The organism is Methylomarinovum tepidoasis (assembly GCF_030294985.1).
GTDB classification, from domain to species: Bacteria; Pseudomonadota; Gammaproteobacteria; order Methylococcales; family Methylothermaceae; genus Methylohalobius; species Methylohalobius tepidoasis.
Map to the genome: position 1 here is coordinate 2,083,696 of NZ_AP024718.1, position 26,008 is coordinate 2,109,703.

Annotated in this window: 23 protein-coding genes; 2 read left to right on the forward strand and 21 right to left on the reverse strand. The window is 65.7% G+C overall.

Features of this window, described 5'->3' with window-relative positions; translation table 11 throughout:
- Positions 1 to 140 precede the first annotated feature (140 nt).
- The 7 genes from MIN45_RS10505 to MIN45_RS10535 form a co-directional block, all read right to left on the reverse strand.
- Positions 141 to 2,255 (reverse strand): two-component system response regulator, encoded by a 2,115-nt coding sequence (locus MIN45_RS10505; protein ID WP_286292053.1) that lies wholly within the window; start codon positions 2,253 to 2,255, stop codon positions 141 to 143.
- Positions 2,248 to 5,016, reverse strand: a complete 2,769-nt coding sequence (locus MIN45_RS10510; protein WP_286292054.1) for a response regulator — start codon at positions 5,014 to 5,016, stop codon at positions 2,248 to 2,250. Before MIN45_RS10510 ends, MIN45_RS10505 begins: the two co-directional genes overlap by 8 nt.
- Positions 5,017 to 5,026: 10 nt before the next feature.
- Entirely contained in the window at positions 5,027 to 5,569 is a 543-nt protein-coding gene (locus MIN45_RS10515) for a YfiR family protein (RefSeq protein ID WP_286292055.1), read from the reverse strand.
- Positions 5,570 to 5,581: 12 nt separating this feature from the next.
- On the reverse strand, positions 5,582 to 7,597 hold the full coding sequence (locus MIN45_RS10520) for a TonB-dependent receptor plug domain-containing protein (RefSeq protein ID WP_286292056.1): 2,016 nt from the start codon (positions 7,595 to 7,597) through the stop codon (positions 5,582 to 5,584).
- 73 nt (positions 7,598 to 7,670) lie between these two features.
- Entirely contained in the window at positions 7,671 to 8,006 is a 336-nt protein-coding gene (locus MIN45_RS10525) for a hydrogenase maturation nickel metallochaperone HypA/HybF (RefSeq protein WP_286292057.1), read from the reverse strand.
- Positions 7,984 to 8,433 carry a hydrogenase maturation protease gene (locus MIN45_RS10530; protein ID WP_286292058.1) on the reverse strand — a complete coding sequence of 150 codons (450 nt, stop codon included), beginning with the start codon at positions 8,431 to 8,433 and terminating at the stop codon, positions 7,984 to 7,986. The genes MIN45_RS10525 and MIN45_RS10530 overlap by 23 nt, the downstream gene beginning before the upstream one ends.
- Positions 8,430 to 9,935, reverse strand: coding sequence for a Ni/Fe hydrogenase subunit alpha (locus MIN45_RS10535; RefSeq protein WP_286292059.1), 1,506 nt, complete (start codon positions 9,933 to 9,935; stop codon positions 8,430 to 8,432). The genes MIN45_RS10530 and MIN45_RS10535 overlap by 4 nt, the downstream gene beginning before the upstream one ends.
- A 98-nt stretch (positions 9,936 to 10,033) precedes the next feature.
- Here MIN45_RS10535 and MIN45_RS10540 point away from each other — a divergent pair, with 98 nt between their 5' ends.
- Positions 10,034 to 10,312, forward strand: a complete 279-nt coding sequence (locus tag MIN45_RS10540) for a type II toxin-antitoxin system RelE/ParE family toxin (RefSeq protein ID WP_286292060.1) — start codon at positions 10,034 to 10,036, stop codon at positions 10,310 to 10,312.
- Positions 10,313 to 10,324: 12 nt separating this feature from the next.
- A complete protein-coding gene (locus MIN45_RS10545) occupies positions 10,325 to 10,624 on the forward strand; it encodes a HigA family addiction module antitoxin (RefSeq protein WP_286292061.1) in 300 nt (99 codons plus the stop codon).
- A gap of 16 nt (positions 10,625 to 10,640) precedes the next feature.
- Here the strand turns inward: MIN45_RS10545 and MIN45_RS10550 are convergent, their stop codons facing one another.
- The 14 genes from MIN45_RS10550 to feoB form a co-directional block, all read right to left on the reverse strand.
- Entirely contained in the window at positions 10,641 to 11,180 is a 540-nt protein-coding gene (locus MIN45_RS10550; RefSeq protein ID WP_286292063.1) for an NADH-quinone oxidoreductase subunit B family protein, read from the reverse strand.
- Positions 11,177 to 11,500, reverse strand: a complete 324-nt coding sequence (locus MIN45_RS10555; protein ID WP_286292064.1) for a nucleotidyltransferase family protein — start codon at positions 11,498 to 11,500, stop codon at positions 11,177 to 11,179. Before MIN45_RS10555 ends, MIN45_RS10550 begins: the two co-directional genes overlap by 4 nt.
- Complete coding sequence (locus MIN45_RS10560; protein WP_286292065.1) at positions 11,497 to 11,892, reverse strand: nucleotidyltransferase substrate binding protein; 396 nt, start codon at positions 11,890 to 11,892, stop codon at positions 11,497 to 11,499. The genes MIN45_RS10555 and MIN45_RS10560 overlap by 4 nt, the downstream gene beginning before the upstream one ends.
- On the reverse strand, positions 11,885 to 12,607 hold the full coding sequence (locus MIN45_RS10565) for a 2Fe-2S iron-sulfur cluster-binding protein (RefSeq protein WP_286292066.1): 723 nt from the start codon (positions 12,605 to 12,607) through the stop codon (positions 11,885 to 11,887). The genes MIN45_RS10560 and MIN45_RS10565 overlap by 8 nt, the downstream gene beginning before the upstream one ends.
- 4 nt (positions 12,608 to 12,611) lie before the next feature.
- A complete protein-coding gene (locus tag MIN45_RS10570) occupies positions 12,612 to 14,384 on the reverse strand; it encodes an NAD(P)H-dependent oxidoreductase subunit E (RefSeq protein WP_286292067.1) in 1,773 nt (590 codons plus the stop codon).
- 10 nt (positions 14,385 to 14,394) lie between these two features.
- Positions 14,395 to 15,399, reverse strand: a complete 1,005-nt coding sequence (hypE, locus tag MIN45_RS10575; RefSeq protein WP_286292068.1) for a hydrogenase expression/formation protein HypE — start codon at positions 15,397 to 15,399, stop codon at positions 14,395 to 14,397.
- A complete protein-coding gene (hypD, locus tag MIN45_RS10580) occupies positions 15,396 to 16,505 on the reverse strand; it encodes a hydrogenase formation protein HypD (RefSeq protein WP_286292069.1) in 1,110 nt (369 codons plus the stop codon). Before hypD ends, hypE begins: the two co-directional genes overlap by 4 nt.
- On the reverse strand, positions 16,489 to 16,743 hold the full coding sequence (locus MIN45_RS10585) for a HypC/HybG/HupF family hydrogenase formation chaperone (RefSeq protein ID WP_286292070.1): 255 nt from the start codon (positions 16,741 to 16,743) through the stop codon (positions 16,489 to 16,491). The genes hypD and MIN45_RS10585 overlap by 17 nt, the downstream gene beginning before the upstream one ends.
- A gap of 4 nt (positions 16,744 to 16,747) precedes the next feature.
- Entirely contained in the window at positions 16,748 to 19,018 is a 2,271-nt protein-coding gene (hypF, locus tag MIN45_RS10590) for a carbamoyltransferase HypF (protein WP_286292071.1), read from the reverse strand.
- A complete protein-coding gene (gene hypB / locus MIN45_RS10595; RefSeq protein WP_286292072.1) occupies positions 19,015 to 19,674 on the reverse strand; it encodes a hydrogenase nickel incorporation protein HypB in 660 nt (219 codons plus the stop codon). Before hypB ends, hypF begins: the two co-directional genes overlap by 4 nt.
- Positions 19,675 to 19,727: 53 nt before the next feature.
- A complete protein-coding gene (locus MIN45_RS10600; RefSeq protein ID WP_286292073.1) occupies positions 19,728 to 20,195 on the reverse strand; it encodes a low affinity iron permease family protein in 468 nt (155 codons plus the stop codon).
- A gap of 68 nt (positions 20,196 to 20,263) precedes the next feature.
- Entirely contained in the window at positions 20,264 to 23,491 is a 3,228-nt protein-coding gene (locus MIN45_RS10605) for an NAD-glutamate dehydrogenase domain-containing protein (RefSeq protein ID WP_286292075.1), read from the reverse strand.
- Positions 23,469 to 23,726 (reverse strand): FeoC-like transcriptional regulator, encoded by a 258-nt coding sequence (locus MIN45_RS10610; protein WP_286292076.1) that lies wholly within the window; start codon positions 23,724 to 23,726, stop codon positions 23,469 to 23,471. The genes MIN45_RS10605 and MIN45_RS10610 overlap by 23 nt, the downstream gene beginning before the upstream one ends.
- Entirely contained in the window at positions 23,720 to 25,972 is a 2,253-nt protein-coding gene (gene feoB / locus MIN45_RS10615; RefSeq protein WP_286292077.1) for a ferrous iron transport protein B, read from the reverse strand. Before feoB ends, MIN45_RS10610 begins: the two co-directional genes overlap by 7 nt.
- Positions 25,973 to 26,008: the final 36 nt, after the last annotated feature.

The following is a 26,008-nucleotide window of genomic DNA, read 5'->3' on the forward strand; positions in this document are numbered from 1 at the left end:
AATGAACGGGTACCGCAAAGTGCGGTCGAACACCCTGCTTTTACCGGCCTGCGGCGGTTTTCACGAGGAACCGTGTGGCAGCCCCCCGCTTCCCCCGACCGTATCAGCGGCAGGATTTTCGCCGCCGGTCGTATCCCAGGCTAGGATGGGTGATCCGTGCCTTCGGGCGGAAACAGAGATTTCTTTTGGACGAGGAACTGCCGCTCTATTTCCTCGGGCGGCAGCGGCGGGGCGAAAAAATAGCCCTGGACCTTGTCGCAACCCAGATTCCGGAGGATGTCCGCCTGTTCCCGGGTTTCCACACCCTCGGCCACGGTTTGCAGACCGAGATTGTGGCTGAGATGGATCAGGGATTCGATGATTGCCCTGTCCCGGCTGCCAACAGTGATTCCGCGGACGAAACTCCGGTCGATCTTGAGCTTGTTGATGGGAAGGCGCTGAAGATAACTCAGCGATGAATAGCCGGTGCCGAAATCGTCGATGGCCAACGACAGTCCCAGGGCGCGGAATCGATCGAACGTTTCCAATGCCTGCGCCAGATTGGCCATAAGCATGGTTTCGGTGATCTCCAGTTCCAGACAGGATGCACTGATGGCATGATCCGCCAGCTGCTTGCGAACCTGAGCCAGCAACCGTTTGCGGGAAAACAGTTGCCGGGCGGAAAGATTGACAGCCACCGGCACAGCAGCGACCCCCCGTGCCTGCCAGGCGCTGATCTGACGACAGACGCTTTCGAATATCCATTCTCCCAAGGGAATGATCAGTCCGGTCTCCTCGGCGACGGGAATGAATTCGGATGGGGGAATCATACCCTTGCGCTCGTGGGGCCAGCGGATCAGGGCTTCCATTCCAGCCAGGCGCCCTTGGACCAGATCGAACTGGGGTTGGTAATACAGCCTGAATTGCCGATTCTCGAGCGCCGCTTTGATCTCCCGTTCCATTTGGAAGCGCGTTCTATGGGTATCCAGCTCGGCGCGATAGCGCCGATAACAGCCGCCGCCGGCCTTTTTCGCCTCCCTCAGCGCCACATGGGCGCGCGCCAGCAGCTCCTCGACATCGCCCCCGTCCTCTGGATGCATCGCAATACCGATACTGGCGGTAACCGGCACGTCGCTGTCGCCGATGACCATATTCTCCCCCAGGGATTGAAGCAGGCTGACGGCGAACGCTTCCGGCTCAAGGTCCTCGGTGACAGGAACCCAGAATACGAACTGGTCGCTGCTCAAGCGCCACAGGGAGGCCTCTTCACCGGCTGAGCGGACCAGAGACAGAAACCGTTCGGCGGCCTGCCTTAAAAGCAGGTCCCCTGCCTTCACTCCCAGGCAGTCGTTGACATAACGGAAGCGGTCCAGATCCAGGTACACCAAAGCAGCCGGCCGCCCCTCCCGGTAACGAAGCAGATCCCCGGCCTGTTCCATGAAATGCTGACGATTGGGAAGACCCGTCAGGGAATCGTAATAGGCCAGCCGGCGGATCCTTTCCTCCATTTGCACCCGGGCGGTGATATCCTGAACGACGCCACTCAGGCGCACGACCCTGCCGTCCTGGATTACAGGTTCTGCCTGCTCATGAACGTAACGCAGCATTCCATTGCGGTGCGTCACCCGGTAATCGAGACTGTATCCTTTCCCTTTGTGCAGGGCGTCGCGGCGCGCCAGCATGACTTGCATCCGGTCTTCCGGATGGACCTGCGCCGTCAGGAGCAGAGCCTCCGTCGGCGCCGGAACCGAAGAAATATCCAGTATCCGCCGCGCCTCGCGGGAACAGATCAACGCGCCGTCGGCAGGATCGAACTCCCAATGGCCCAGCCGGGCGATGGCCTGGGCTTGCGCCAGGCGCGCCTGGCTCCGCTGCAGATCCGAAAAAGCCTGCTGGGCCCTAAGCAAATACCGGATTCTGTGCTGGAAAATGGGCCAGTTGACCGGCTTGGTGATGAAGTCGGTTGCCCCTTCGTGATAAGCCCGTTGGATCGAGTCCATATCGTCCAGGCCGGTGACCATGACGATGCCGACGTCCCGGCCTTCGGGAGTTTCCCGGATCGCCCGGCAGACCTCGAACCCATCCTTTCCCGGCATGCTGACATCGAGCACCACCAGTTCCGGTTTATGACGATGGAACAGCGCCAGCGCCTCGCTGCCGTCCTCCGCCTCGACGATGTCGACTTCCAAGGGACAAAGGGATTCGTGCATGAGAATCCGTATGGCCGGATCGTCGTCGGCGACGAGGATGCGTGTTTTTTTTCTGGTTTCAGACATCCGCCATGCCCTCCGACCGGACCAGAATGGCGCGCACCCGCACGAAATCGGCCTCCAGCCCTGCCACAGCCTCCTCCAGCCCGGACAGCTCGCTCCGGCGCGCCCGGGTTTCGATCATACTCGCCTGCTTGGCGATCTGCACCGCACCGATGTTGGCGCTGCTCGATTTGAGCTGGTGGGCGGTTTCCGCCAGAGCCGCCGCATCCCCGGCTTCAAGGGCCTGTTCGATGGACCGGATCAACGGGGGCGTGTTTTCCAGGTAGAGGGATACGATGCGCTGGACCAGATCCGTCCGTCCGGGAGATTGCAACTGGCGGATCCGCTCCAGCGCCGCCGGGTCGAAACAAGCGTGGGATTCATCGCCGCCTTCGTTTTTCTCCGCCGGCGACGCTTTCCTGCCCAGCCATCGCTCCAATGCCTGATGAAGCTGCCTGAGCGTGAACGGCTTGCTGAGATAACCGTCCATCCCGGCCCGGCGACACCGTTCCTCAATGCCTTTCTGCACATCGGCGGTCAGCGCCAGAATCGGGGTCCGGGTGCGATTTTGCGCCTGTTCGTGCCGCCGGATTTCAGCGGCGGCGGTAAAACCGTCCATCCCCGGCATGTGGCAATCCATGAGCACCAGATCGAATTCACCGGCAATAAAGGTTGCCACGGCCTCCTGCCCGTTTTCCGCCACGACGGTTTCGCATCCCAGGGAGTGGAGGATCTGCACGGCCACCTCCTGATTGACGGCATTGTCCTCGACCAGGAGGACTCTTTGCGCCGCGTACCGCCCCTGGAGCACAGACTGCGGCGGTTGCCGGACGGCCACGGAGCCCTTCCCGCCAGCGAGCGCCTCACGCAGACAGCGGCACAGCACTTCCTGGCGGACCGGTTTTCTGAGCACATGACGGATGCCCAGAGCCGCCGCTTCCTCACCACCGTCCCACTGGCTCGAGGTAAGCAGCAAAAGACTGACCCCCGAAATCGCCGCATCGGCACGAATTCTCCTGGCCAGTTCGATTCCATCCATATCCGGCATTTCCCCGTCGAGCACCACGATCCGATAGGGATCTCCCGCCTCTGCCGCCTGGCGCAGCCTCTCCAGCGCCCGGAAACCATCTCCGACGCCGCCGTTGCGCATTCCCCAGCTGATGATCTGGTGGTGCAGAATTTCGCGATTGGTGGGATTGTCGTCGACGATCAGCACCCGCACTCCCTGCAGGTCGGTCTGAATGTCGGGCGGCTGGGTAACAGCCGTATCGTCCGGCGTCAGAGGCACCCGGAACCAGAAGCGGGAACCCTGTCCCTGGCGACTTTGTAGGCCCATCTCGCCGCCCATCAGCTGAATCAGGCGATGGGAAATCGTCAGCCCCAGCCCGGTCCCGCCGTAGCGGCGGGTGATGGAGCTGTCCTCCTGGGAAAAAGCGTCGAATATCTGCTTCTGCTTGTCCTCGGGAATCCCGATGCCGGTGTCCTCGACCTCGATGCCCACCGGCACCTTGCCGTCCAGCGGCGCCGACAGGGACACCCGCACTACGATATGCCCCCGTTCGGTAAACTTGACCGCGTTGCTAACCAGATTCACCAGCACTTGGCGCAGGCGCACCGAGTCGCCCACGAAACCCGTGGCGGCCTCCGGAGGGATATCGGCCAGGATGTCGATGCCCTTGGCATGGGCCTGTTCGACGAACATCTCCACCGTCTCTTCCACCAGGGTACGCAGATTGAAGGAGTGGGTGTCCAGCTCCATCCGGTTGGCCTCGATCTTGGAGAGATCGAGAATGTCGTTGATGATCGCCAGCAGAGAATTTCCCGAGGACATTATGGTCTCGGCAAAACGCCGCTGTTTTTCGTCCAGCGGCGTGTTCAAAAGCAGTTCCGCCATGCCCAGCACTCCATTCATGGGTGTGCGGATCTCGTGGCTCATGGTGGCGAGGAACTCGCTCTTGGCGCGGCTCGCCGCCTCGGCGGTTTCTTTAGCCTTGAGCGCTTCCTCCGTCGATCGCTGCAGCTCCCGGGTCCGTTCGGCCACCTGCCGTTCCAACGATTCGTTCTGCCTGGCCAACTCCTGATCCCGTTTCTCGATTTCCGCCAGCATAGCATTGAACCCGCGGGACAGCTCGGCAAACTCGTCCTTCCCGGTAATCGGCAGGCGGGTGGTAAAATCCTGGGACAACCTGACCGACTGCATGGCCTGGCGCAAGCGCATCAGCGGAGCGGTGAACAAATGCTGGAAAACATAGGAAAGCACCAGGGCCAGCAGCAACGCACCACCCAGAATGGCCGCGGTGAACAGAGCGTGGGTGACCAGTCCCTGGCGCAGGTGCTGGAAATTGTCCACCAATTCTATATAACCGATGGTTTCCCCATCGAGGGTGACGGGATGGATAACATGCAGATTGCCGTCAGGGGCGGTCCTGGAAACCGGCCGGATACCCTCAGGATTCCTGAGAGATGTGGCCAGCGGGACGATGGGCTTGCCAGGATAGCGCAGATAGCGGGCGAAAGGTTCACCGTGGCGATCAAAGAGGAAGGCAGCCACCACCGAAGGCTTGGCCTGCAGCGCGGACAAGACCTGGGCTGCGGCTTCCCGGTCCCCGAAGACAACGGCGGCAGCGCTGTTCCAACCCACAACTTGGGCCAGCAGAGCCAGATCCCTGGCATTGTCCTCCTGTTCCATACGGTACTGATACCAAGTCAGGGTTCCGATACCAAGAATCAACGATAAACCGGCCGTCAGGGCCATGATCAGCATGAGTTTGAGACGGATGGGCATACCGGAACCGCTACGGGGTTTTGTTGGGAACTGGTTTAAGGATAGCTAATTTCAATAGCCGGGAACTGATGGCGATCCCGGCGCTGCGGGCGGCTTCGAGATTGATTTCGAAACGCACTCGGTTGTCCTGCCGGATCAGATTGACGATGCCGCCGAACTCCACGAAACCCGGCGTCTCGCCGATCGTCAGGACCGGCCGCCCGGAGACGGCGGCAAAGATGCGCGGCAACAGGGATTTGCTGTATCCGCTGACGAAGAGGATATGGCATTGATCGAGTCGGTCGATCGGCTGAGCCGTCTTCACCACCAGACGCCGCTCACCGACGGATTTGCCCGCCAGAGACTCGAAAGGCTGAAACAACACCCCCTCCTCTACCAGACACAGAGTGATCGTATCGGGCGAGCTGGCGAAGGCTTCCGGCGGCCAACGGGTGAAACGGGCGATATTGAGCACCAGCGCCGCCTTGAGCTCGTACTCTTCGGCCGCCCGCACGGAGACGGCGGCCGCCGCCAGCAGCATCCACAATAATGGCAGCAGGCGCGGAATGGTCACTGCACGCCGCCCTCAGAAGCACCATTTCAAGCGGCCGTAAACGCTGCGCTGTACCTCCGTGGGCGCAACGAAGTTTTCCTGCACGTATTCCAGATGACGGGAATTGACCAGATTACGTCCCACCACGGACAGCTCCAGCGCCTCGACGGGATGCCAGGCGAGGCGGAGATCCAGGGCGAAATAGCGACTGATGCGCTTGGCGCGGCTGTCCAGAGCGAAAAGCGCCTCGGCGGGGGAAACGTACCGGAACCAGGCGTCAAAATCCACCGCTTTCCAGGGATGGGTGCGGATCTGGAGCGAGACCTGGTGCCGGGGGCTTTTCTCGACCTGTGTGCCTTTCCCTTCTTTGGACGTGTCGATATCGGTGTGCAGAAAAGTGTAGGCCAGATCCGAACGCAGCCATTGCGCAGGCTGCCAGCCCGCCGCCAGCTCCAGGCCGTAGAGGTCGGCGGTGCGGACATTGGCGAAACGCAACGGCAGCTCCACATAGGTCCCCTGGAAACGCAACGACTGGGGTTGTTGGCCGACCAGGTCGTCGTAATCGTGATAGAACAGGGCCAGATCGACAAACATTTCCGGAGCCGGCAGAAAACGGTAACCCAGCTCATAGGCCAGCAGCTTCTCGGGCCGGAGGTTCCGGTTGCCGCTGATGGAAACCAGCAGCGGCAGCGGTAAGAGATTCTGGCGCATCTTGAGTGGATCGCCCAGGGTCAGGGCTCCTGCCGTGTCTTCCTCGGAGCGTGACGGAGTGCGCACCGCCCTGGAAATCGCCGCCCACAGCCGATGCTTAGGGTGAAACGCCCACAGGAGCCTGGCCGTTGGCTGAATTTCAAAGCCGGTGAAGGTATTGTGGGACAGGCGGGAACCTAAGGTCAGCCACAGCGCCCGGGGAACCAGGGTGATCTGATCCTGTAGAAAAGCGCTGGCCAGATGGGTGTCTCTCCCTACCGGAGAGAGTCTGAAATTGTTCATGGGAGGACGCAGAGCATCTTTGGTGTAGCGGTATTCCAGTCCCCAGACGATATCGTTCCATCCACCCCAGTTGAATTGATGCTGAAGATCCAGGTCCACGACGTCGTTGACCTGTTCCATGATGATCTCGTCGCGTTCGCTGTGATCATAGAACGCCTGCAACCGCAATTCCGACGACGGAGAAAGGACGTGCTGCCAGCGCGTCAGCACGTGCCAGCCGGACTGGGTGGCATGGTCCTGAACGAAAGTGTAATCGGGTGGCGCCAATGCGACGGTATAGATTCCCTGGTCGATGTCGCCTCCGTAGGCATGGCCCTGAAGCATCAGGGTATCGTTCGCGCCCGGATGGAAATCCATCCGCAGGCCGCCGCTGATGATCGACCAATCGTCCCCGGCGCTGCCGCCATCGGCGCGCACCAGATCGTCATGCCGCGTTCCCTTGATGTAAACGCGCCCGTAGTTTTTGTCACCGAGCCGGAAACCATAGCGGGCACCGCCGAAACCACGCAGCTCGCTGCCGCCGCCGAAGAACGCCAGCCCGCCCTGGGTATCGGCGGCGTGACGGGTGATAATGTTGATGACCCCGTTGACCGCGTTGACCCCCCATAGGGCTGCGCCCGGCCCACGGATCACTTCGATGCGCTCGATGTCCTCGAGGATCAGGTCGATGGCCTCCCAGTACACCCCGGAAAAGGTCGGCGTGTAGATGCTGCGGCCATCGATCAGAACCAGCAGCTTGTTGGCGAAACGGCCGTTGAAGCCACGGGCGTTGACCGCCCATTTGTTGGCATCGATCCGAGCGACATCCATACCCGGAACCATCCGCAACAGATCGGCCACATGGGTGGCGCCGGAATGGCGGATGTCTTCCTGGGTGATGACGAAGATCGCCGCCGGCGCGTCCGTCAGCGCCTGGGTCTTTTTACTGACGGAGGTCACCTCCAGCTTGAGCAGATCTTCCAGAGGAAGCTCCGACAATTCCGGCCCGACGCTTTCGGCCAGCGCCGCAAACGGGATCATCAACCACGGCAGCAGCCATTTCCCCAACCACCTCATCGATTCCGCCTCCAGGGCCAGTGCGTCGAAGTCATGACTGAAGTATACTTGATGAGAAAAATGACAGTGCGGTTCAAGTGACTGACAGTTCAAGCAAGCGGATCTCCCGCCCCTGCACGACTTCCAGAGGACGACCGCATCCGGGGCAGGGATCGTAAAGCGCCCCCATCTCCGCTTCTCCACAGCCCCCGCAGCGGCCGCGGCCAGGGACTTCGACGATCTCCAGCACCCCCCCCTCGGCGACGCTGCCGGCCATGACCGCATCGAAACAGAAACGCATCGCCTCCGGTTCGACGCAGGAAAGCGCGCCCACCTGCAGGATCACCCGTTCCACCCGGGAAAAACCCTGACGCCCGGCCTCGGTCTCGATGATCTCGCGCAGGCTCTCAGCCAGGGACAGCTCGTGCATCGGCCAGCCAGCGGTGGACGAAGGTTTCCGCCTGTCCCAGGTGTGCCACCGCCGCCGGCGACAGCGCCTCCCCGAGCCCGAAGCGCTCTCCGCGGATGGTGAGCAGAAAGGCGGGCGGCGGCGGGCGTCTCAGGGTTTCCTCATAGAGGGCCAGCAGCATCCAGGGACTGAGGGCGTGGGTGGTGAAACTGGCGTCGCGGCGCGGGACCAGCGGCTCGAAGGTGAACGGAGCCGGCGTCCCCGTCCCGGTGTCCACCAGCAGCGCCCGCCCGCAGGCGGCAAGATCGAAGATGTGCTCCGGCTGAAGCTGCATGGCGGTTTCCAAGACCGCCGCCACGCCGTGGAACTCGAGACGCTCGACCAGCGCCGGCCCCAGGCCGTCGTCACCGCGGCCGGGGTTGCCGTAGCCGAGGATCAACGTCCTCACGCCGCTTCCACCACTCCGTCGGCATGGCGCACCAAGCGCTGCAGCGGCCGGCCTTCCGCATCCACCAGTTCCACCTCCAGCGGCATTTTGCCGATGGCGTGGGTGGCGCAGGAAAGACAGGGATCGTAGGCGCGGATGGCGATTTCGATGCGGTTGAGGAGTGGTTCGGTCAGCTCCCGACCGCTCAGATACTCGGCCGCCACCTGACGGATGGCCTCGTTCATGGCGGTATTGTTGTGGGTGGTGGAGACGATCAGGTTGGCCTGGGTCACCAGGCCGTCGTCGTCGATGCGGTAGTGATGTATCAGCACCCCGCGCGGGGCCTCGATCACGCCGATGCCCTCGTGGCGCTTCTCGCCCCTGGCCTCCAGCTCGCCGGCGTAGAGGTCGGCGTCGGCGAGAAGGTCGCGGATCTTCTCGGCGCAGTGAAGGATTTCGATCATCCGCGCCCAGTGATAGGCCAGCGAGGCCTGTACCGGCAGGCCCTGGTCGAGCCTAAGGAATTCCTGCCGCGCCCGTTCCGCCAGGGGGGTGTCGATGAAATCGCAAGCGTTGATCCGCGCCAGGGGACCGACCCGGTACCAGCCCTCCTCCGGCCCCAGGGCGGCCAGATAGGGGAACTTCATGTAGCTCCACCCCTTGACCTGTTCGTGGATGAACTCGGTGTAACGTTGATCTTCCAGCCGGTCGAACAGCAGCCGCCCGTCGTCGCCCTTGACCCGGATGTGGCCGTCGTAGAGCTCGTGCCCCCCCTGTTCGGTCGCCAGGGCCATGAAGTGGGAACGGATGACGGCGAAGCGGCGGTGGTAGTCGGCGTTGGCCAGATAGAACGAGCGGATCAGTTCCAGGCCGTTTCGGGCCCAAGCGATCACCCCGTCCAGCTGCGGTTCCAGACGGGCCCGGTCCGCGGCGGACAGATGTTTGTTCATGCCACCGGGGATGGGGCCGACGCCGTGGATGCGCTTGCCGATCACCGCCCGGATGACCTCTTGGCCGAACTTGCGCAGCCTGACCCCTTCCAGGGCGATGTCGCGGAAACGGTCCGAGCGCAAAAGCTCCAGAATGTTGCGCTTTTCCGCCTCGGAATCGAAGCCGAACAGCAGATCCGGCGAGGCCAGGTGGAAAAAGTGCAGGGCGTGGGACTGGAGCACCTGGCCGTAGTGGAGCAGGCGGCGCAGCTTCTCGGCGCTGGGGGGAATCTTATCCACCCCCACCAGCCGGTCCACCGCCTTGGCCCCGGCCAGAAGGTGGCTGACCGGGCAGATGCCGCACAGCCGCTGCACCAGCACCGGTACCTCCCAGTAGGGTCGGCCCTGGATGAACTTCTCGAAACCGCGAAACTCGACGATGTGGAGGCGGGCCTGGCGCACCCGGTTGTCCTGGTCCAGGAGCAGGGTCACCTTGCCGTGCCCCTCCACCCGGGTGACCGGATCGATGGCGACCCGGCGCAGGTTCTTTGGATTGGCGGCGGTTTCCAGATGGCGGTAGCGTCGTTCAGGCATGGTGACTGTATCCTCATTGTTCCGATTCCGTCGGGGACCGCTGTTCGTTGGCGATATCCCGGTTGACGTATTACGCTCACCAGAATAACCTGATTTCCATGATCACCTCGTTTCGATGCAAGGAAACCCGGGCGCTTTTCGAAGGCGGCGATCCCAAGCGCTTCCGTAGCATCCGGAAAGTCGCGGAACGCAAACTGACACAATTGCACAACGCCGCCACATTGGACTTCCTACGGGCACCACCGGGTAACCGCCTGGAGAAACTCAGCGGCGACCGGGAAGGTCAATGGAGTATCCGCATCAACGACCAGTGGCGTATCTGCTTCACCTGGCACGAGGGTGAAGTGCGGGACGTGGAAATCACCGATTATCATTGAGGTATCACCATCATGATCAAGAACGGCATGCGACCGGTTCATCCCGGCGAGGTTCTGCGGGAGGATTACCTGAAGCCCTTGGGGCTCAGCGTCAACGCTTTGGCCCGGGCGTTGCGCGTGCCACCGACACGGCTTCATGAAATCGTCAACGAACGTCGTGGCATCACGCCCGATACCGCCCTGCGTCTGGCCCGCTATTTCGGTGGCGACGCCCGCTCCTGGCTCAATCTGCAGGCGGAATACGACCTGAAAATCGTGGAACGGGAAAAAGCCCGCCAGATCGAGGCAGAGGTTTCGCCCCGGGCCGCCTGACAAATACCGGTTCGGTTCAGTCATAACGGATCAGCTCGCAGGGAAGTTGCGGCTCGTTGCCCTCCATCAGAGCGGTCAGCACCGCCCAGATGGTGTCGGCCGAAGGAGGACAACCGGGGATGGAATAGTCCACCTTCACCACCTCGTGGATCGGGTGGACCTTGTCGAGCAGCAGCGGCAGTTCGGGGTCACCGGGGACCTTGGGGTCGGTGACGCCGATGCCGGTGAGGAAGGCCTCCTCCAGGCAGTCGCCCACATCGTAGCGATTGCGCAGCGCCGGAATGCCGCCGTTGATGGCGCAGGCGCCGATGGCCACCAGAATCCTGCAGCTTCGGCGGAACTCCCGCAGTACCTCGACGTTCTCGGCGTTGCACACCCCACCCTCGACGATGCCGATGTCGCAGCCCTGGCAGTGCTTGATGTCGCTCAGGGGGGAGCGGTCGAAGTCGGCGATCTCAGCCAGCGCCAGCAGGCGCTCGTCGATGTCCATGAAGGACATGTGACAGCCGAAACAGCCGGCCAGGGAGGTGGTGGCGATGCGGATTTTCTTGCTCACGGGACAGCCTCCTCACGCCTGCGCCGGAACCATTCGATGCCTTCGGTTTCGATCTGATTCCGCAGGGACAAGTTGTCGATTGCGTCAGCCAGGATCAGATCGATCCGTTGGGGGATGTCGGTCTCTTCCAGTTCGGCCTGAAAACGGGCCAGATCGGCCAAAGTCAGGTCTTTGCCGTATAGCGCCAGATCGACGTCCGATGCCGGCCTCGCCTCCCCCCGGGCTCGGGAACCGAACAGCACCACCCGCTCCACCTTGGGATTGGCCGTCAGGATCTCGATGATCCGGCGGCGGTATTCGGGTTTCAATTCGCCGTTCATCGCGTTTGCAGACGTCTCAACAAGCGTTCCAACACCGGAAAATAACGCCGTTTGATGGATTCAACCGCTGTTTCGGCCAATTCTTCCCGGTAGGTGTGGGCCAGCAGATTTCGTTGTCTCAACGCTTCCAAAAGCAATTGTGCATCTTCCTCTGGCAACAATCCCGCTTCGAAGCTCTGACGGATTGCTTCACGGGGGGTCGCCACCTGAAAGCCCTCCTCGGCGAGCCAATCCTTCAACGTCTTCCAGGCCAGCTCCAAGGAAAATTCGAACATCTGAATCAGCCCGGCCCGTTCCAGTTCGCTGTATCGTTCCCGCTGGCACGCCGACCGCAATTGCGCCATGGCACGGGTAAAATTCTCCAGCCGTTGCCGCCAGCGTCCCTCAGTCACGGTGCTTCCCCACCAACGGCGCCTCTTCCTCCAGACTGACCTCGGCGATGGTGCGGTGGTCGTACTTGCGCTGGCCGATGGGAATGCGGAAGGCGGTCTCGCGGATGAGAATCGCCCCCACCGGACAGATGTTCGCGGCCAGGTCGTCCGCCTCCAGGTCGCTGTCTCCCAGTTTGCCCGTGGGGGAATTGACCACCAGCCGGGTGTGGACCCCGCGCCCGGCCAGCTCGAACACGTTCTTACCCTCGGCCCGACTGGCGCGGACGCACAGTTCGCAGAAGATGCAGCGGTCCCGGTCCAGGAGCACCTGCGGATGGGAGGCGTCGATCTCCCGCAAGGGATAGAAATGAGGATAATGGCTGTCGGTCATGCCGACATAGTAGCCCATGGCTTGGAGTTCGCACTGACCGCTCTTCTCGCACGAGGGACAGACGTGGTTGCCCTCCACGAACAGCATCTGGGTCAGACGCCGCCGCAACTGGCGCAGCTCGTCGGCATCGGACACCACCTCCTGGCCTTCGGCCGCCGGGAAGGTGCAGGCCGAGCACAGGCGGCCGTTGACCTTGACCGTGCATAGCTTGCAGCTGCCATGGGGTTCGAAACGCGGATGCCAGCACAGGTGGGGGATGTAGATCCCTGCGGCCATGGCCGCTTCGATGAGGGTCTGGCCAGGCTCGAAGGGGATTTCCCGGCCGTCCAGGGTGAACGTCGCCATAGGTTTACTCCTGACTCAGGTGATCGCCGAACCGTCCGGTCAGTTGCCGGGCGGCTTCCAGCGCGGCGTCGAGATCGAAACCCGGTGAGAATTCCAGGTCCCTCAGAACCTTCCGGTAGCGCTCGGGGCAGCGGGCCAGGGTGGTCTGGACCGGGTTGGCGGCGGTGTGGCCGAGGCCGCAATGGCTGGCGGCGAGAATCGCACGCAGCTGTTCCAGCTCCTGGATGTCGCCGGCGGTGGCCCAGCCGCGCCGGACCTTTTCCAGCAGCCGCAGTTGCAACTGGGTTCCCACCCGGCAGGGAGTGCAGAAACCGCAGGATTCGTGGGCGAAAAAGCGGGCGAAGCGGTGGACGATGTCGATCAGATCACGGCCGGTCCCGAACACCATGAAGGAACCGCCGGTGCCCAGATCCTCGTAGGCGATCCTGCGACCATATTCCGGCGGATGGACGAAGGTTCCCGAAGGGCCGCCCACCTGCACTCCCAGGGTGTCGCCGGCGCCGCACAGATCCAGCACCTCGGCCACGGTGATGCCCAAAGGCACCTCGTAGATGCCGGGCCGGTCACAATCGCCGCTGACCGACAATACCTTGGTGCCCTTCGACTTCTCCGTCCCCACCTCGGCGAACCAGGCTCCGCCGCGGGCGGCGACGAGAGCCGCAGCGGCGAAGCTCTCGACGTTGTTGACCACCGTCGGCTGCCCCCACAGGCCGCAGGTGACCGGATAGGGCGGCCGATTGCGGGGGTGGGGCCGCACCCCCTCGATGGAATTGAGCAGGGCCGACTCCTCGCCGCAGATGTAAGCCCCGGCGCCGACCACGATGTCGATGTCGAAGTGGAAATCCGCCAGGGCGCAGATGTTGCGGCCCACCAGCCCCTCGCGGCGGCGCCGGCGCAGGGCTTCCTCCAGCTGCGGCAGCAGCCATTGGTACTCGCCGCGCAGATACAGAAACCCCTGGCGGGCGCCGGTGACCAAGGCCGCCAGGGTCATGCCCTCGAACAGCTGATCGGCGTGGTGGCGCAGCAGCTCGCGGTCCTTGAAGGTGCCGGGCTCGCCCTCGTCGGCGTTGCAGACCACGTAATGCGCCCCCGGTGTCTGGCGGCAGTACTTCCATTTCAGGGCGGTGGGAAAGCCGGCCCCGCCCCGGCCCCGCAGCCCGGAAGCCTGTAGCTCGTCCAGCAACCACTCCGCCCCGCGGCGCAAAGCGGCGCGCAACCCGGCCCCCGACTGCCAGGCGCTGCCGAGCACCTTGTCCGGCTGGCGGAAGTTGGCCGCCACCTCGAACCACTCCGGCGGCCATTCCGCCACCGGCACCGCGGCTTCGATGCGTTCGGCGATGGCGTCGATCCGCGCCGGGGTCAGCCGGCCCAGGGGCAGGCCGTTGACCAGCAGCGCCGGTCCCTGGTCGCACAGCCCGGTGCAGGCGGTGGTGTCGACGCTGACCCGGCCGTCGGCGCGGCACTGACCGGGACCCACCCCCAGGCGCCCGCAGAGCCGCTGCATCAGTGCCTCGAAACCCTGGAAGGCGTCGATGACGCAGTCGCTGAAATAGATTTCGTAGTCGCCCCGGGGCCGGGTGTGAAGGAAGTGGTAGAACTCGATCACCCCTTCCACCTGCGCCAGGGGCAGTCCGAAGGCTTCGGCCACCACCTGCTGGGCCGGACGGGGCACGTGATGACAGACCTGCTGGATCCGCCGCAGCACCACCAGTAGCCGCTGCGGGCGGGTGCCGTAGTCGGCAACGGCCTGTCTCGCGGTTTCGACCGGATCGTCCATAACGCCTCCTTCAGCAAATTCGCGGCAGCAGATCGCCTTCGGGCTGGTCGAGCAGACGCTGCCCCCCGAAAGCGGTGTGCAGGACCACCTGGGCCGGTGGCTCGACCACCTCGCCGACGAGAGCCGCTTCCCGGCCGTCCGCATGGCCGCGCAGCACCTCCAGGGCGGTTGCCGCCGCCTCGGCCGGCACCGCCGCCACCAGCCGCCCCTCGCAAGCCAGGTAGAGCGGATCGAACCCCAGCAATTCGCACAGGCCCCGCACCGCCTCGCGTACCGGTACGGCCGTCTCTTCCACGGCGATACCGAACCCGCAGGCGCGGCTCCATTCGTTCACCACCGCCGCCAGACCGCCCCGGGTGGGATCGCGCAAGGCGTGCACCGGCACCGCCGCCAGCAGGGACCGGACCAGATCGGTCAGGGGCCGGCAGTCGCTGACGATGCCGTGGGACAGGCCCAATTCCCCACGGGCGTCGAGCACCGCCGCCCCGTGATCCCCCACCGGCCCGCTGACCAGGATCCGATCGCCGGGGCGCAGGCGCTCGGCCCCCAGCGCGATTCCCGCCGGAATCCGCCCCACCCCGCTGGTGGTGATGAACACCCCGTCCGCAGCCCTACGGGGCACCACCTTGGTGTCACCGGTGACGATCCGCACCCCGGCCTCGTCGGCGGCGCGTTTTATGGATTCGACGATGCGGCGCAGCTCGGCCAGCGCCAGCCCCTCCTCCAGGATGAAGGCGGTGCTGAGGCATTCGGGCACCGCGCCCGCCACCGCCAGGTCGTTCACCGTACCGCACACCGCCAGCCGGCCGATGTCGCCACCGGGAAAGAAAGGCGGATCGACCACGAAGGCGTCGGTGGTCAGGGCGATGCGGCCGGTGCCGGACTCCAGCCGGGCGGCGTCCTCTAGCCGCGCCAACTCGGGATCGGCGAAGGTCTTCAGAAACAGGTCGCGGATCAACCGTTCCATCGCCAGACCGCCGCTGCCGTGGGCCAGGGTGAGGCACGCCCCGCTCATGCCGCCCGCCTGCGGTAACGGTACCAGGCGGCGCAGGCCCCTTCGGAGGACACCATCAGCGCCCCCAGCGGGCTTTCCGGCCGGCAGCGGTTGCCGAAATGGGGGCACTGGCCGGGGCGTAGCCGGCCCTTGAGAACCTCCCCGCAGGGCAGCGTCTCCGCCTCGCTGGCGCCCTCGCCCGCCAGGCCGAAACGACGTTCGGCGTCGAAGGCGGCGTAGGCCGGACGCAGCCGCAGGGACGAGTCCGGGATCGCCCCCAGGCCGCGCCAGGCCGCCTGCGGCGCCGGCTCGAACACTTGTTCGATGGCCTCCAAGGCCGCCGGATTGCCCGCCGCGGTCACCGCCCGGCGGTACTGGTTTTCCAGTTCGCACCGTCCTTCGAGCCGTTGCTGTAGCAGCAGCGCCAAGGACTGGAGCAGGTCCAGTGGCTCGAAACCGGAGACGACGATGGGGAGCCGGTACTCGCCGGCGACGAAGGCGAACGCCCCGGCGCCCACCACCGTGCACACGTGACCGGGGGCGACGATGCCGTCCAGGTGCAGATCGGGATCGTCGAGCAGGGTGCGCAGAACCTGAGGCGAGGTGATGTGCTGGCACAGGACCGAGAAGTTGGCGACTCCCTCGGCGGCGGCCTGCAGCACGGTGAAGGCGGTGGCCGGGGCGGTGGTCTCGAAACCGACGGCGAAGAACACCACCTGCCGCCGCGGTTCGCGGCGGGCCAGCGCCAGCGCGTCGAGGGGCGAATAGACCACGCGCACGTCCGCCCCCTGCCCCCGCACCGACTGCAGGCTGGCAGCGGTGCCCGGCACCCGCAGCACGTCGCCGAAGGTGGTCAGGATCACCTCCGGCCGCCGGGCCAGCTCCACGGCCGCATCGATGCGCTCGCGCGGCAACACGCACACCGGACAGCCGGGACCGTGGACCCATTCGAGGGTGTCGGGCAGAAGATCGTGGAGGCCGTAACGGTAGATGGCGTGGGTGTGGCCGCCGCAGAACTCCATGATCTGCAGCGGCCGGGCCGGGGCGAGGCGGGCCAGCGATTCCCGGATGCGGGCGGTCACCCGGCGGACGGCCACCGGATCGCGGTATTCATCCAGATGGCGCATCGGCTTCCAGTGCGCCGAGCAGTTCCAGGGTGCGCCGGGCCTCGGCTTCGTCGATGCGGCTGAGGGCGAAACCCACGTGGACGATCACCCAGTCACCGACCAGATCGGCGCAGCGCTGCTCCGCTTCGAGCACGCAGGCGAGACTCACCTCGCGCACCACGCCGCCGATGTCCACCCGCACCAGCCGGCGCGTCTCGTCAGCGACGGCGATCACCTTTCCCGGAACCCCGAGACACATGCCTTCATCCTCCTGCGGCGGCGATCAGGGCCTGGCCCAGGCTCAGGCCGCCGTCGTTGAGCGGCGCCTGCCGCGGAATCCAGACCCGCCAGCCCGATGCCTCCAGCCTATCCCGTACCGTTTCCAGAAGCAAGCGGTTCTGGAACACCCCGCCGCCGAGCACCAGGGTGTCGCTCCCGGCAGGGCGCAGGCGTCCGATCAGGGAAACCCAGGCGAGCGCCAGCCCCCGATGGAAACGGCGGGCGACCGCGGCCTTCTCCACCCCCCGCGCCAGATCGGCCAGCAGCGCCGACCACAGCGGCGCTGGGTCGAGCACGTTCCCGTCCACGGTGAAGGGATAGGCTCCCTCGTCATCGCTTTGCCAGGCCAGGTGTTCCAGCAGCGCCGCCGCTTGGCCTTCGTAGCTCTGACCGCCGGGGCACAGACCGAGGGCGGCGGCCACCGCATCGAACAACCGCCCGGTGGAGGATGCCGGCGGGCAGTTGAGCCCCTTCTCCAACAACGCCAGCAGCGCCTGCACCGGCAGGCCGCGCAGCACCGGCAGCGACCCCGGATCGAGACCGGCCTGCCACAGCTGTGCCACCAGGTTGCGCCAGGGTTCGGTCATGGCCTTGACGCCGCCCGGCAACGGCGTCGGCCGCAGCCACGCCAGCCGGCGGCAGCTTAGGTAATCGCCGTACAGCAGTTCCCCGCCCCAGAACGTGCCGTCACTCCCCCACCCCAGACCGTCGAGGATCAGCCCCATGACCGCCCCCCCGTCCTGCGGATGGCGGTATTCCGCCAGGCAGGCGGCCAGATGGGCGTGGTGGTGCTGGACCTCGGTGAGCGCCAGACCTTCGCTCCGGGCCCAGCGGCGCCCCCATTTGCCGCTCAGATACTCCGGATGACGGTCCACCGCCACCTGGCGGGGCTGGAACCCGAACAGCGTCCGGTAATCGGCCAGGGCCTTTTGAAACCCGGCGAAGCTCCGGGCGTCCTCGAGATCCCCCAGATGCTGGGACAGGATCGCCCGCCCCCGGTGCAGCAGGCAGAACGTGGCCTTCAGCCCGCCGCCGAGGGCGAGGATACCGTCACGGCCTTCGAACCCTGGCGGCACCGACAGCGACAGCGGGGCCAGGCCGCGGGCGGCGCGCACCACCCGGACGGGGCCGGTGGCCGGCAGCACCACCGAATCGTCACAGCGGTGGACGATGTCGCGGTCGTGGAGCAGAAAGGCGTCGGCGATACCGGAAAGCGCCTCCAGAGCTTCGTCGTTGTCGGCGCACAGCGGCGCACCGCTGCGGTTGGCGGAGGTGAAAACCAACGGGGTGTCGAAACTCTCCAGCAGCAGATGGTGCAGCGCGGTGTAGGGAAGGATGAAACCGAGGCGGCCGAGACCCGGAGCGACGGCCTCGGGAAGCGCGGTTTCCCCAAGGGCGTCGAGAAGCACGACCGGGGCCTCCGGCGCCGTCAGGGCGGCGGCCGCCTCGGGCGGAACCCGGGCGTAGCGGCGCACCACCGCCATATCGCGCGCCATCAGGGCGAAGGGTTTGTGGGGCCGGCGTTTGCGCGCCCGCAGCCGGGCGACGGCAGCGGCATCGGTGGCGTCGGCCAGCAGTTGAAAACCGCCGACGCCGCGGACGGCGACGATCTTCCCCTGCCTCAGCCAGGCGACGGTCTGGGCGATGGGATCGCCGGCGCACGCCGGCCGGGTCCAAAGCCTGGGACCGCAGACGGGACAGGCGATGGCCTCGGCGTGAAACCTGCGGTCGTCCGGGTCGTGGTATTCGCGCTCGCAGTCCCGGCACAGGGGAAAACGCCTGAGGCTGGTGTTGCGGCGTTCGTAAGGCAGACGCTCGATCACGCTGAAACGCGGGCCGCAGTCGGCGCAGTGGGTGAAGGGATAGCGATGGCGGCGGTTGGTAGGATCGCGAACTTCCACCATGCAGGCGTCGCACACCGCCACGTCCGGCGGCACGTTCGCCGCCGCGGCAGGCCGGCCCGGCAGGATACGAAAATCGACCGGCGGCACCCCGGCCAGGGCCTTCGTCCGTATCGCCTCGATCCTGGCCCGGGGCGGCGGTTCGGCCGGCAGACGGCGGCGAAACGCCCCCACCTGCACCGGGGCACCCCATACCTGGATGACCACCCGGCCGCCGTCGTTCCACACCCGTCCGCTCAGTCCCAGACGGCGGGCGAGCCGATACACCGCCGGGCGCATGCCGACTCCCTGGACCCGGCCCTCCACAAGGATTTCCATCCCCACCGGGGCGGGATTCCCGGTATCGAGATTCACCCCACCTCTGCGGCCGGCACCGGGCGTTGCGCCCGCAACCAGCCGTACCACTGCGCCATCCCCTCCCCGCTTTTGACCGACACCTGAAGAACCGGCACGCCGGGGCGCAGGCGGCGGGCGTGGTCGATACAGCGGTCCACGTCGAAGTCCACGTAAGGCAAAAGGTCGGTCTTGGTCAGCACCACCAGATCGGCGCTGTGGAACATGTGGGGGTACTTGAGGGGCTTGTCGTCTCCTTCGGTGACCGACAGCAGCACTACCCGGGCATGTTCCCCCAGATCGAAACCGGCCGGACAGACCAGATTGCCGACGTTCTCCACCCACACCACACTGCCGGGAGCCGGGTCGAGGTCGGCCAGGGCATGGCCCACCTGGTGGGCATCGAGGTGGCATCCCCTGCCGGTATTGATCTGCACGGCCGGAACGCCGCAGGCCCTGATGCGGTGGGCGTCCAGGGAGGTCTGCTGATCCCCTTCGATGACCGCGAACGGCATCTCGGCCTGCAGGTCCTCCAAGGTCTGCACCAGCAGCGAGGTCTTGCCGGCCCCCGGGCTGGCCATCAGGTTGACCATCGTCACCTCGCGGTCCGCCAGCCACTTGCGGTTGGCGGCGGCATGGCGGTCGTTCTTGGCCAGCAGGTCCTTTTCGACCCTCACCCGCGTGGGGGATTCCTCAGAGGCACGGGCGTGACAACCGCAAGTGGCGCACATCAGCCTTCCCCGCGTCTGCGTTTTTCCAGCTCCTCGCGGGCCTTGCGCGCCAGTTCCATGTAGCGCTGGCGCAGCAGCAGCAGTTCCTCCTCCTCCATCTCCTCCAGATCGAGCAGCATGTTTTCGGCGGTGTCGACCGCCCGGATCAGTTCGTCGAGCTTGATCTGGATCGCGTCGGTGTCGCGGTTCTGGGTGTGCTGGATGATGAACACCATCAGGAACGTGACGATGGTGGTGGCGGTGTTGATGATGAGTTGCCAGGTGTCGCTGAAGCCGAAGAACGGCCCGCTCAGCATCCAGACGAGAATGATGAAGATGGCCAGATTGAAGGCGAGAGGCCGGCCGGCCAGGCGCGAGGCGAAACGGGCGAAACGGTCGAAGCGAGCGTTCCAGGCGCGGGTATCGATGCCCCACTGATCGAGCAGGCGTTCCAAAGCGTTCATCGGGCTGTCTTGCGGTGCCGGCATAGCGTCTCCTCCTCAGGATTTCTCGATCGGTTTTATACGGACACCATAGCCGATTTGCCTCGTTCGGCTCAAGCGGCCGCCTCGACCATCGCTTCCAGTTCCAGGACGATGGCCGCCAGGGAGGCCAGATCCACACCGGACTGATGGGCCTGCTCGTGGCAGAAACGCCGGAAGCGGTTGAAACGCTGCAGACAGGTGGGGCGGGTGCAGAGCAGGCCCACATCCCCCGCCTCCAACGCCAGGGCCTGACGGGTCAAAGCAGCGGCCGCGGCCCACAGGCGCTCGCCCAGGCTTTGGCGCAGGCGCTCCTCCCACAGGGAACGGACCGGCAGCCGGGCCAGCCAGCCGTGCAGGGGGGTCAGATCGAGGCAGTCCGCCACCGCCCGCAGGCTGCGGGCCACTTCCGGAAAATCCCGCCCGCTCTCCAGGGCCAGATCGGTCAGAACCAAGAATTCGTCGATGTCGGCCAGCACCGCCAAGGCGGCGGCCGAAGCCTCCGCCAGCCCCTCTCCCTGCAACCGCACCCGTTCATCTTCCGCCGCCGCGGGCGGGAAGCGCGTGAGATAGTCGCGCCAGAACCGGCGGCAGCGCTCGATCAGATCCGGCTCCGGCGACAGTTGCCGGCCCCGTCCCAGAAACCAGCGCACCCCCGCCAGCAGCGCGTCCTCGACCCGCAGCCGCAGCTCGTCGCGCCGGCTCCAGTCCCCGGATGCCTCCACCGCCCGGCGCAGGGTCTGAGCCTGAAAGACGGCATCGAGGCCGAGCCAGGTAGCGATGGCGTGTTCCAGCAGAATCCCGTCCGCTTCCACCAGGGTCACGAAGGTGACGCCGCTGCGGTCGAGCAGATAGTTGACGACGTCGGTGACCGTGATGGCCTGCGCCAGCGGATGCGCTTCGATGACGGAAGCCAGGGGCTCGCGCCACCCGGCCGGGAAGTATCCCGACAGAAAGCGCCGCAGGAACGGCCGCCCGATCCATTCGCCGTGCGCCTGGAGCTGCTGTTTCAGATACAGCTTGGCCAGCGCCAGCAACACCGCCAGCTCCGGCCGGGTCAGGCTGCGGTCGGGGCGGCGCAGCACGGTCTTGGTGTCGGGAAAAGATTCCGCCGCGCGGTTGAGGAGGCCGGCGCGTTCCAGACGCTCCGCCACCTCGAGATGGGGCATGGGATCGCGGCGGCAGCGGCGCTGTTCCAGGGATAGACACAAGCTCTGGGATTCGTTGTGCCCCAGCACCCGGGCCACCGCCTCGTCGGTCACCCTGGCCAACCATTCATGGGGAGCTTCGCCGCCCAACAGCCCCAGGGTTTCGGCCTGGTACAGTAGGATTTTGTAGTTGACCTCGTGGTCTGAGAGATCGACGCCGCCGGAGTTGTCGACGGCGTCCATGTTGACCCGCCCGCCCCGGAGGGCGTATTCGATCCGGGCCCACTGAGTCATACCCAGATTGGCGCCTTCGGCCACCACCTGGACCTGCAGCCGTTCGGCATCGACGCGCACGTTGTCGTTGGCCGGATCCCCGACATCGGCGTGCTTCTCCGTCCGGGCCTTGACGTAGGTGCCAATGCCGCCGAACCACAGCAGATCGGCCTCGGCGGTCAGCAGATGGCGGATCAGGGTTTCCCCATCGACGGCTTCGGCGCGGATGCCGAGCCAGCGCCGCACCTGGGACGACAGCGGAATGCGGCGGGCCCGGCGCGGCCACACCCCGCCACCGGGAGAGATCAGGCTGCGGTCGTAGCGGTCCCAGCCGGCCTCGGCCTCGAACAGGCGCTTGCGTTCGCGCCAGGCGGCTTCCGGATCCGGGTCCGGATCGATGAAGATGTCACGGCTGGAGAAGGCGGCCAGCAGTTTGATCCGCTTCGACAGCAACATGCCGTTGCCGAACACGTCGCCGCGCATGCTGCCGACGCCGACGACGGTGACCGGCTCCCGCTCCAGGTCTCGGCCCAGCTCGGCGAAGTGACGCCGGGCGCAGACCCAGGCGCCGCGGGCGGTGATCCCCAGGCGCTTGTGGTCGTAGCCGTGGCTGCCGCCGCTGGCGAAAGCATCCCGCAGCCAGAAGCCGTATTCGGCGGCGATGCGGTTGGCGGTGTCCGACAGATGGGCCGTGCCCTTGTCGGCCGCCACCACCAGATAGGGATCGTCGCCGTCGTGGCACACTACCCGGGGCGGATGAACCACCCGCCCGCCTTCGAGATTGTCGGTGAGATCCAGCAACGCGCGCATGAAGGCGCCGTAGGCCGCTTCCCCCTCGGCACCGTTACGGGTGACGAAACCGCCCTTGGCCCCCTGAGGGACGATGAGGGCGTTCTTGAGCATCTGGGTCCGCATCAACTCCCAGATCTCGGTACGGAAATCGTCAGGGCGGTCGGACCAGCGGATACCGCCGCGGGCGATGCGGTCGCCGCGCAGATGCACCGCCGCCACCGCCGGACCGTGGACGAAAACCTCGAACCGGGGCCGGGGCGACGGCAGGGAAAAACCCTGTAGATTCTCGAGCTTGAAGGCGAAGCGGTCTTCGGCGCCGGGACGGTAGAAATTGGTCCGCACCGTCGCCTCCAGCAATTGGAACAGGCCCCGCAGAATGCGGTCGGCATCGAGGGTGGTGAGCGTTCCCAGCGCCTTGAGAAGCCGTTCACGCAGGGAATCCGGCGCCGCAGCCGCGCCGGGGCCGGAGCGTTCGGGGTCGAAGCGGGCGCCGAAATATTCCACCAGCAGGCGGGTAATGTCGCGGTGCTGCAGCAGCACCTGCCGGAAACGGGCTGCGCCATAGGGCTGGCCCAGCTGGAACCAGTAGTTGCGATAGGCCCGCAGCATTCCGATCTGACGCCAGTCGAGGTCGGCGGCCAGCACCAGTTCGTTGAGGGAATCGTCATCGCAGCGCCCGGCCAGCACCGCATCCAGCAATGAGATCACCCGGGAGGCGGCGGCTGCCAGCCGGGACCGCTGCGGCGGATAATCCAGGTAGAAGACACGCAGATACACGCTCCCCTGGGGCAGGGGGAAGACGAAACGGGACTGGTCGAGCACCCGCAATCCCAGATGCCGCAGCGGCGCCAGGAATTCGTCCAGATAGCGGTCCTGACGGCTGTAATGGCGCAACATCGCCCCGCCCTCCTGCGGCTGCAGCAGCAGATGCTCCGCCGGCGCGGCAGGGAGGGATTCGATCTGGCGCCAGTCCAGCGCCGCCACTTCGGGCGGCGTGACCTGACGGTAACCGGGCGGCAGATGGCGAAGCAAGGCCATGCCCCCCTGGCCGGCATGGCCCTCGAATTCAACGTTCCAGCGGTTGGTCATTTCCGTGTTCTCCCGTTTTTCCTTCCCGCACGTACCACAACCGGACGCATCCTCCCTGCAGGGGGCAACGGGAACAAGGCGTCAGACCACAGCGGGAGGGCCGTTTCAAATAGCCGAGGCGCTCCAGTTCCGCCAGCATCTGCCGCACCAGCGCCTCGCTCGTCCCCAGCTCCTCGGCCAGGCGGCGCACATCCACACTGCCCTGCCGCACCCGTTCCAGCAACCGGGTCAGCATCCCAGCCACCAGGCCGCCAGACGATAGACGCCGATCCCCAAACCGAAGGCCAGGGTCAACGTCAAGGCCATGTCGAACAGGGTCCAGCGCCAGCTACCGGTCTCCTGGCGGATGACGATCACCGTGGCCAGACAGGGAATGTACACCATGGTCACCACCAGAAACGCCAGCGCCGTCGGCAGGGGCACCGCCTCGCTCAACACCTGGCGCAGGCCGCTTCCCTCGGCGTGGTACAGCACCCCCAGGGTGGCGACCACGTTCTCCTTGGCGACGAAGCCGGTCAGCAGCGCCACCAGCAGCCGCCAGTCCATCCCCATCAGCGCCCCCAGCGGAGCCAGGGCGCGGCCGAAGGCGGCCAGCCAGCTGTGCGCCACCCCGGGACCGGGATAATGGCTCAAGGCCCAGATCACCGCCGACATCGCCAGAATGATACCGCCGGCGCGCTTGAGGAACTCCAGGCAGTGATGCCATACCGCCAGACCCACGTTGCGCCACACCGGCCAATGGTACAGGGGCAGTTCCATGATGAAGGCTTCGCGGCCGCCGCGCAGCAGGGTCCGGCTCAGCAGCCACCCCAGCGCCATGACCAGCAGCAGGTTGAACGCCACCAGCCCCCAGGCCACCCAGGGCGCCTGGCGGCCGAAGAACACCGGCGCCAGGAAGGTCAGCACGCCCCAGCGGGCGCTGCAGGGCACCAGGGGGATCAGCAGGATGGTCAGCAGACGGCTGAGCGGGGATTCGAGAATCCGCGTCCCCAGCACTGCCGGCACGTTGCAGCCGAAGCCGAGGAACAACGGCAGAAAACTCTTGCCATGCAGCCCGATGGCGTGCATGAAGCGGTCCATGACGAAGGCGGCCCGGGCCAGATAACCGCTGTCCTCCAGTACCGCCATGATGACGAAGAACACCGCCAGCACCGGCAGGAAGGTCAGCACCGTCCCGGCGCCGCCGAGCACCCCTTCGGTCACCAGGGCCACCGCCCACGGCGGCCAGCGCGGCTGCAGCCACGCCGCCACCCGGTCCTGGAACGCCACCAGTCCGGCGTCGAGCCATTCCTGCAAAGGCAGGGCGACGGCGTAGGTGAGATAGAACACCAAGCCCAACACCGCCAGCAGCGCCAGCAGACCCCAGAAGGGATGGGTGGCGATGCGGTCGATACGGTCCGTGAGGCTGATCTGTCCCCCGCGGGGCTGGTGCAGGGCTGCGCGCAGCAGGCGGGCGATCCATTCGTAACGGGCGTTGACCACCGCCAGCACCGCATCCTCGTGGGTGTGAAGCAGATCCGACAGCGTCCGCCAACGTTCCTCGGGCAACCAGGCACGCACCTTGTCCGTGATTTCACGGTCGCCTTCCAGCAGTTTCAGCGCCACCCAGTCGGGCGGATAAGGGGTGGGAACGAGCCCGGCGATCAGCTCCTGGACCTGATGCCAGAGGTCGCGGGTTCGCGAATCCAACTCGGGACGCCGGGGCTGAAAACGGGCCGGGTTCTCGGCCAGGGCGACCACCGTTTCCAACAGCTCCCGAACCCCCTGGTTACGGCTGGCCACCAGAGGGATCACCGGCAATCCCAGGGCGGCCTCGAGCACGTGCGCTTCGACCCGGATACCCTCCTGCTCGGCCAGGTCCATCATGTTGAGGGCCAGGATCACCGGCACCGGCAGCGCCAGCACCTCGGCGAGCAGGTACAGGCCCCGTTCCAGCTGAGCGGCGTTGGCCACCAGCACCACCACGTCGGGACGCTCGTGGATGATGAAGTCGCGGGCGATGCGCTCCTCCTCGGAATTGGCGGTGAGGCTGTAAGTGCCGGGCAGGTCGATGAACTCCAGCAGCACGTCCTCCCGGTAACGGTGGAAGCCGGTCTTCTTCTCCACCGTCTTGCCGGGCCAGTTGCCCACGTGCTGATTGAGGCCGGTGAGAAGATTGAACAAGGTGCTCTTGCCCACGTTGGGCTGACCGGCCAGGGCGATGACGTAACGCTTCGGCTCCGGGGACGGGGAGGGTGCGCCCTCAGCCGAAAGCGCCGCCTCCCCCACTTTCTCCCCCCAGATCCGCTCCGCCTCCCCACGACCCAGCGCCACCCGGGTGCCGGGACCACGCACCACCAGGGCACCGCGGTTCTGCAGCACCGTCAGGGTCGTTCCCGGAACGATTCCCAGCGCCGCCATCCGGCTGACGAAGGTACCGCCGCCTTCCAGGCGGCGAACGATGATCCGGTCACCCTCGGCGAAACGGGACAGGGGTTGCACAGTCACACCATCCATGCGGACACTTTAGCAAACGGC

What these genes read in the sequence shown, in the direction of transcription:
- MIN45_RS10520 (WP_286292056.1), bottom strand. Translation starts at nt 7,597, where the DNA reads ATGAGGTGGTTGGGGAAATGGCTGCTGCCGTGGTTGATGATCCCGTTT.
- hypD (WP_286292069.1), bottom strand. Translation starts at nt 16,505, where the DNA reads ATGCGCCATCTGGATGAATACCGCGATCCGGTGGCCGTCCGCCGGGTG.
- MIN45_RS10545 (WP_286292061.1), top strand. Translation starts at nt 10,325, where the DNA reads ATGATCAAGAACGGCATGCGACCGGTTCATCCCGGCGAGGTTCTGCGG.
- MIN45_RS10570 (WP_286292067.1), bottom strand. Translation starts at nt 14,384, where the DNA reads ATGGACGATCCGGTCGAAACCGCGAGACAGGCCGTTGCCGACTACGGC.
- MIN45_RS10605 (WP_286292075.1), bottom strand. Translation starts at nt 23,491, where the DNA reads ATGACCAACCGCTGGAACGTTGAATTCGAGGGCCATGCCGGCCAGGGG.
- MIN45_RS10540 (WP_286292060.1), top strand. Translation starts at nt 10,034, where the DNA reads ATGATCACCTCGTTTCGATGCAAGGAAACCCGGGCGCTTTTCGAAGGC.
- MIN45_RS10585 (WP_286292070.1), bottom strand. Translation starts at nt 16,743, where the DNA reads ATGTGTCTCGGGGTTCCGGGAAAGGTGATCGCCGTCGCTGACGAGACG.
- MIN45_RS10555 (WP_286292064.1), bottom strand. Translation starts at nt 11,500, where the DNA reads ATGAACGGCGAATTGAAACCCGAATACCGCCGCCGGATCATCGAGATC.
- MIN45_RS10525 (WP_286292057.1), bottom strand. Translation starts at nt 8,006, where the DNA reads ATGCACGAGCTGTCCCTGGCTGAGAGCCTGCGCGAGATCATCGAGACC.
- MIN45_RS10565 (WP_286292066.1), bottom strand. Translation starts at nt 12,607, where the DNA reads ATGGCGACGTTCACCCTGGACGGCCGGGAAATCCCCTTCGAGCCTGGC.
- MIN45_RS10505 (WP_286292053.1), bottom strand. Translation starts at nt 2,255, where the DNA reads ATGTCTGAAACCAGAAAAAAAACACGCATCCTCGTCGCCGACGACGAT.
- MIN45_RS10510 (WP_286292054.1), bottom strand. Translation starts at nt 5,016, where the DNA reads ATGCCCATCCGTCTCAAACTCATGCTGATCATGGCCCTGACGGCCGGT.
- MIN45_RS10610 (WP_286292076.1), bottom strand. Translation starts at nt 23,726, where the DNA reads ATGCTGACCCGGTTGCTGGAACGGGTGCGGCAGGGCAGTGTGGATGTG.
- MIN45_RS10535 (WP_286292059.1), bottom strand. Translation starts at nt 9,935, where the DNA reads ATGCCTGAACGACGCTACCGCCATCTGGAAACCGCCGCCAATCCAAAG.
- MIN45_RS10600 (WP_286292073.1), bottom strand. Translation starts at nt 20,195, where the DNA reads ATGCCGGCACCGCAAGACAGCCCGATGAACGCTTTGGAACGCCTGCTC.
- hypE (WP_286292068.1), bottom strand. Translation starts at nt 15,399, where the DNA reads ATGAGCGGGGCGTGCCTCACCCTGGCCCACGGCAGCGGCGGTCTGGCG.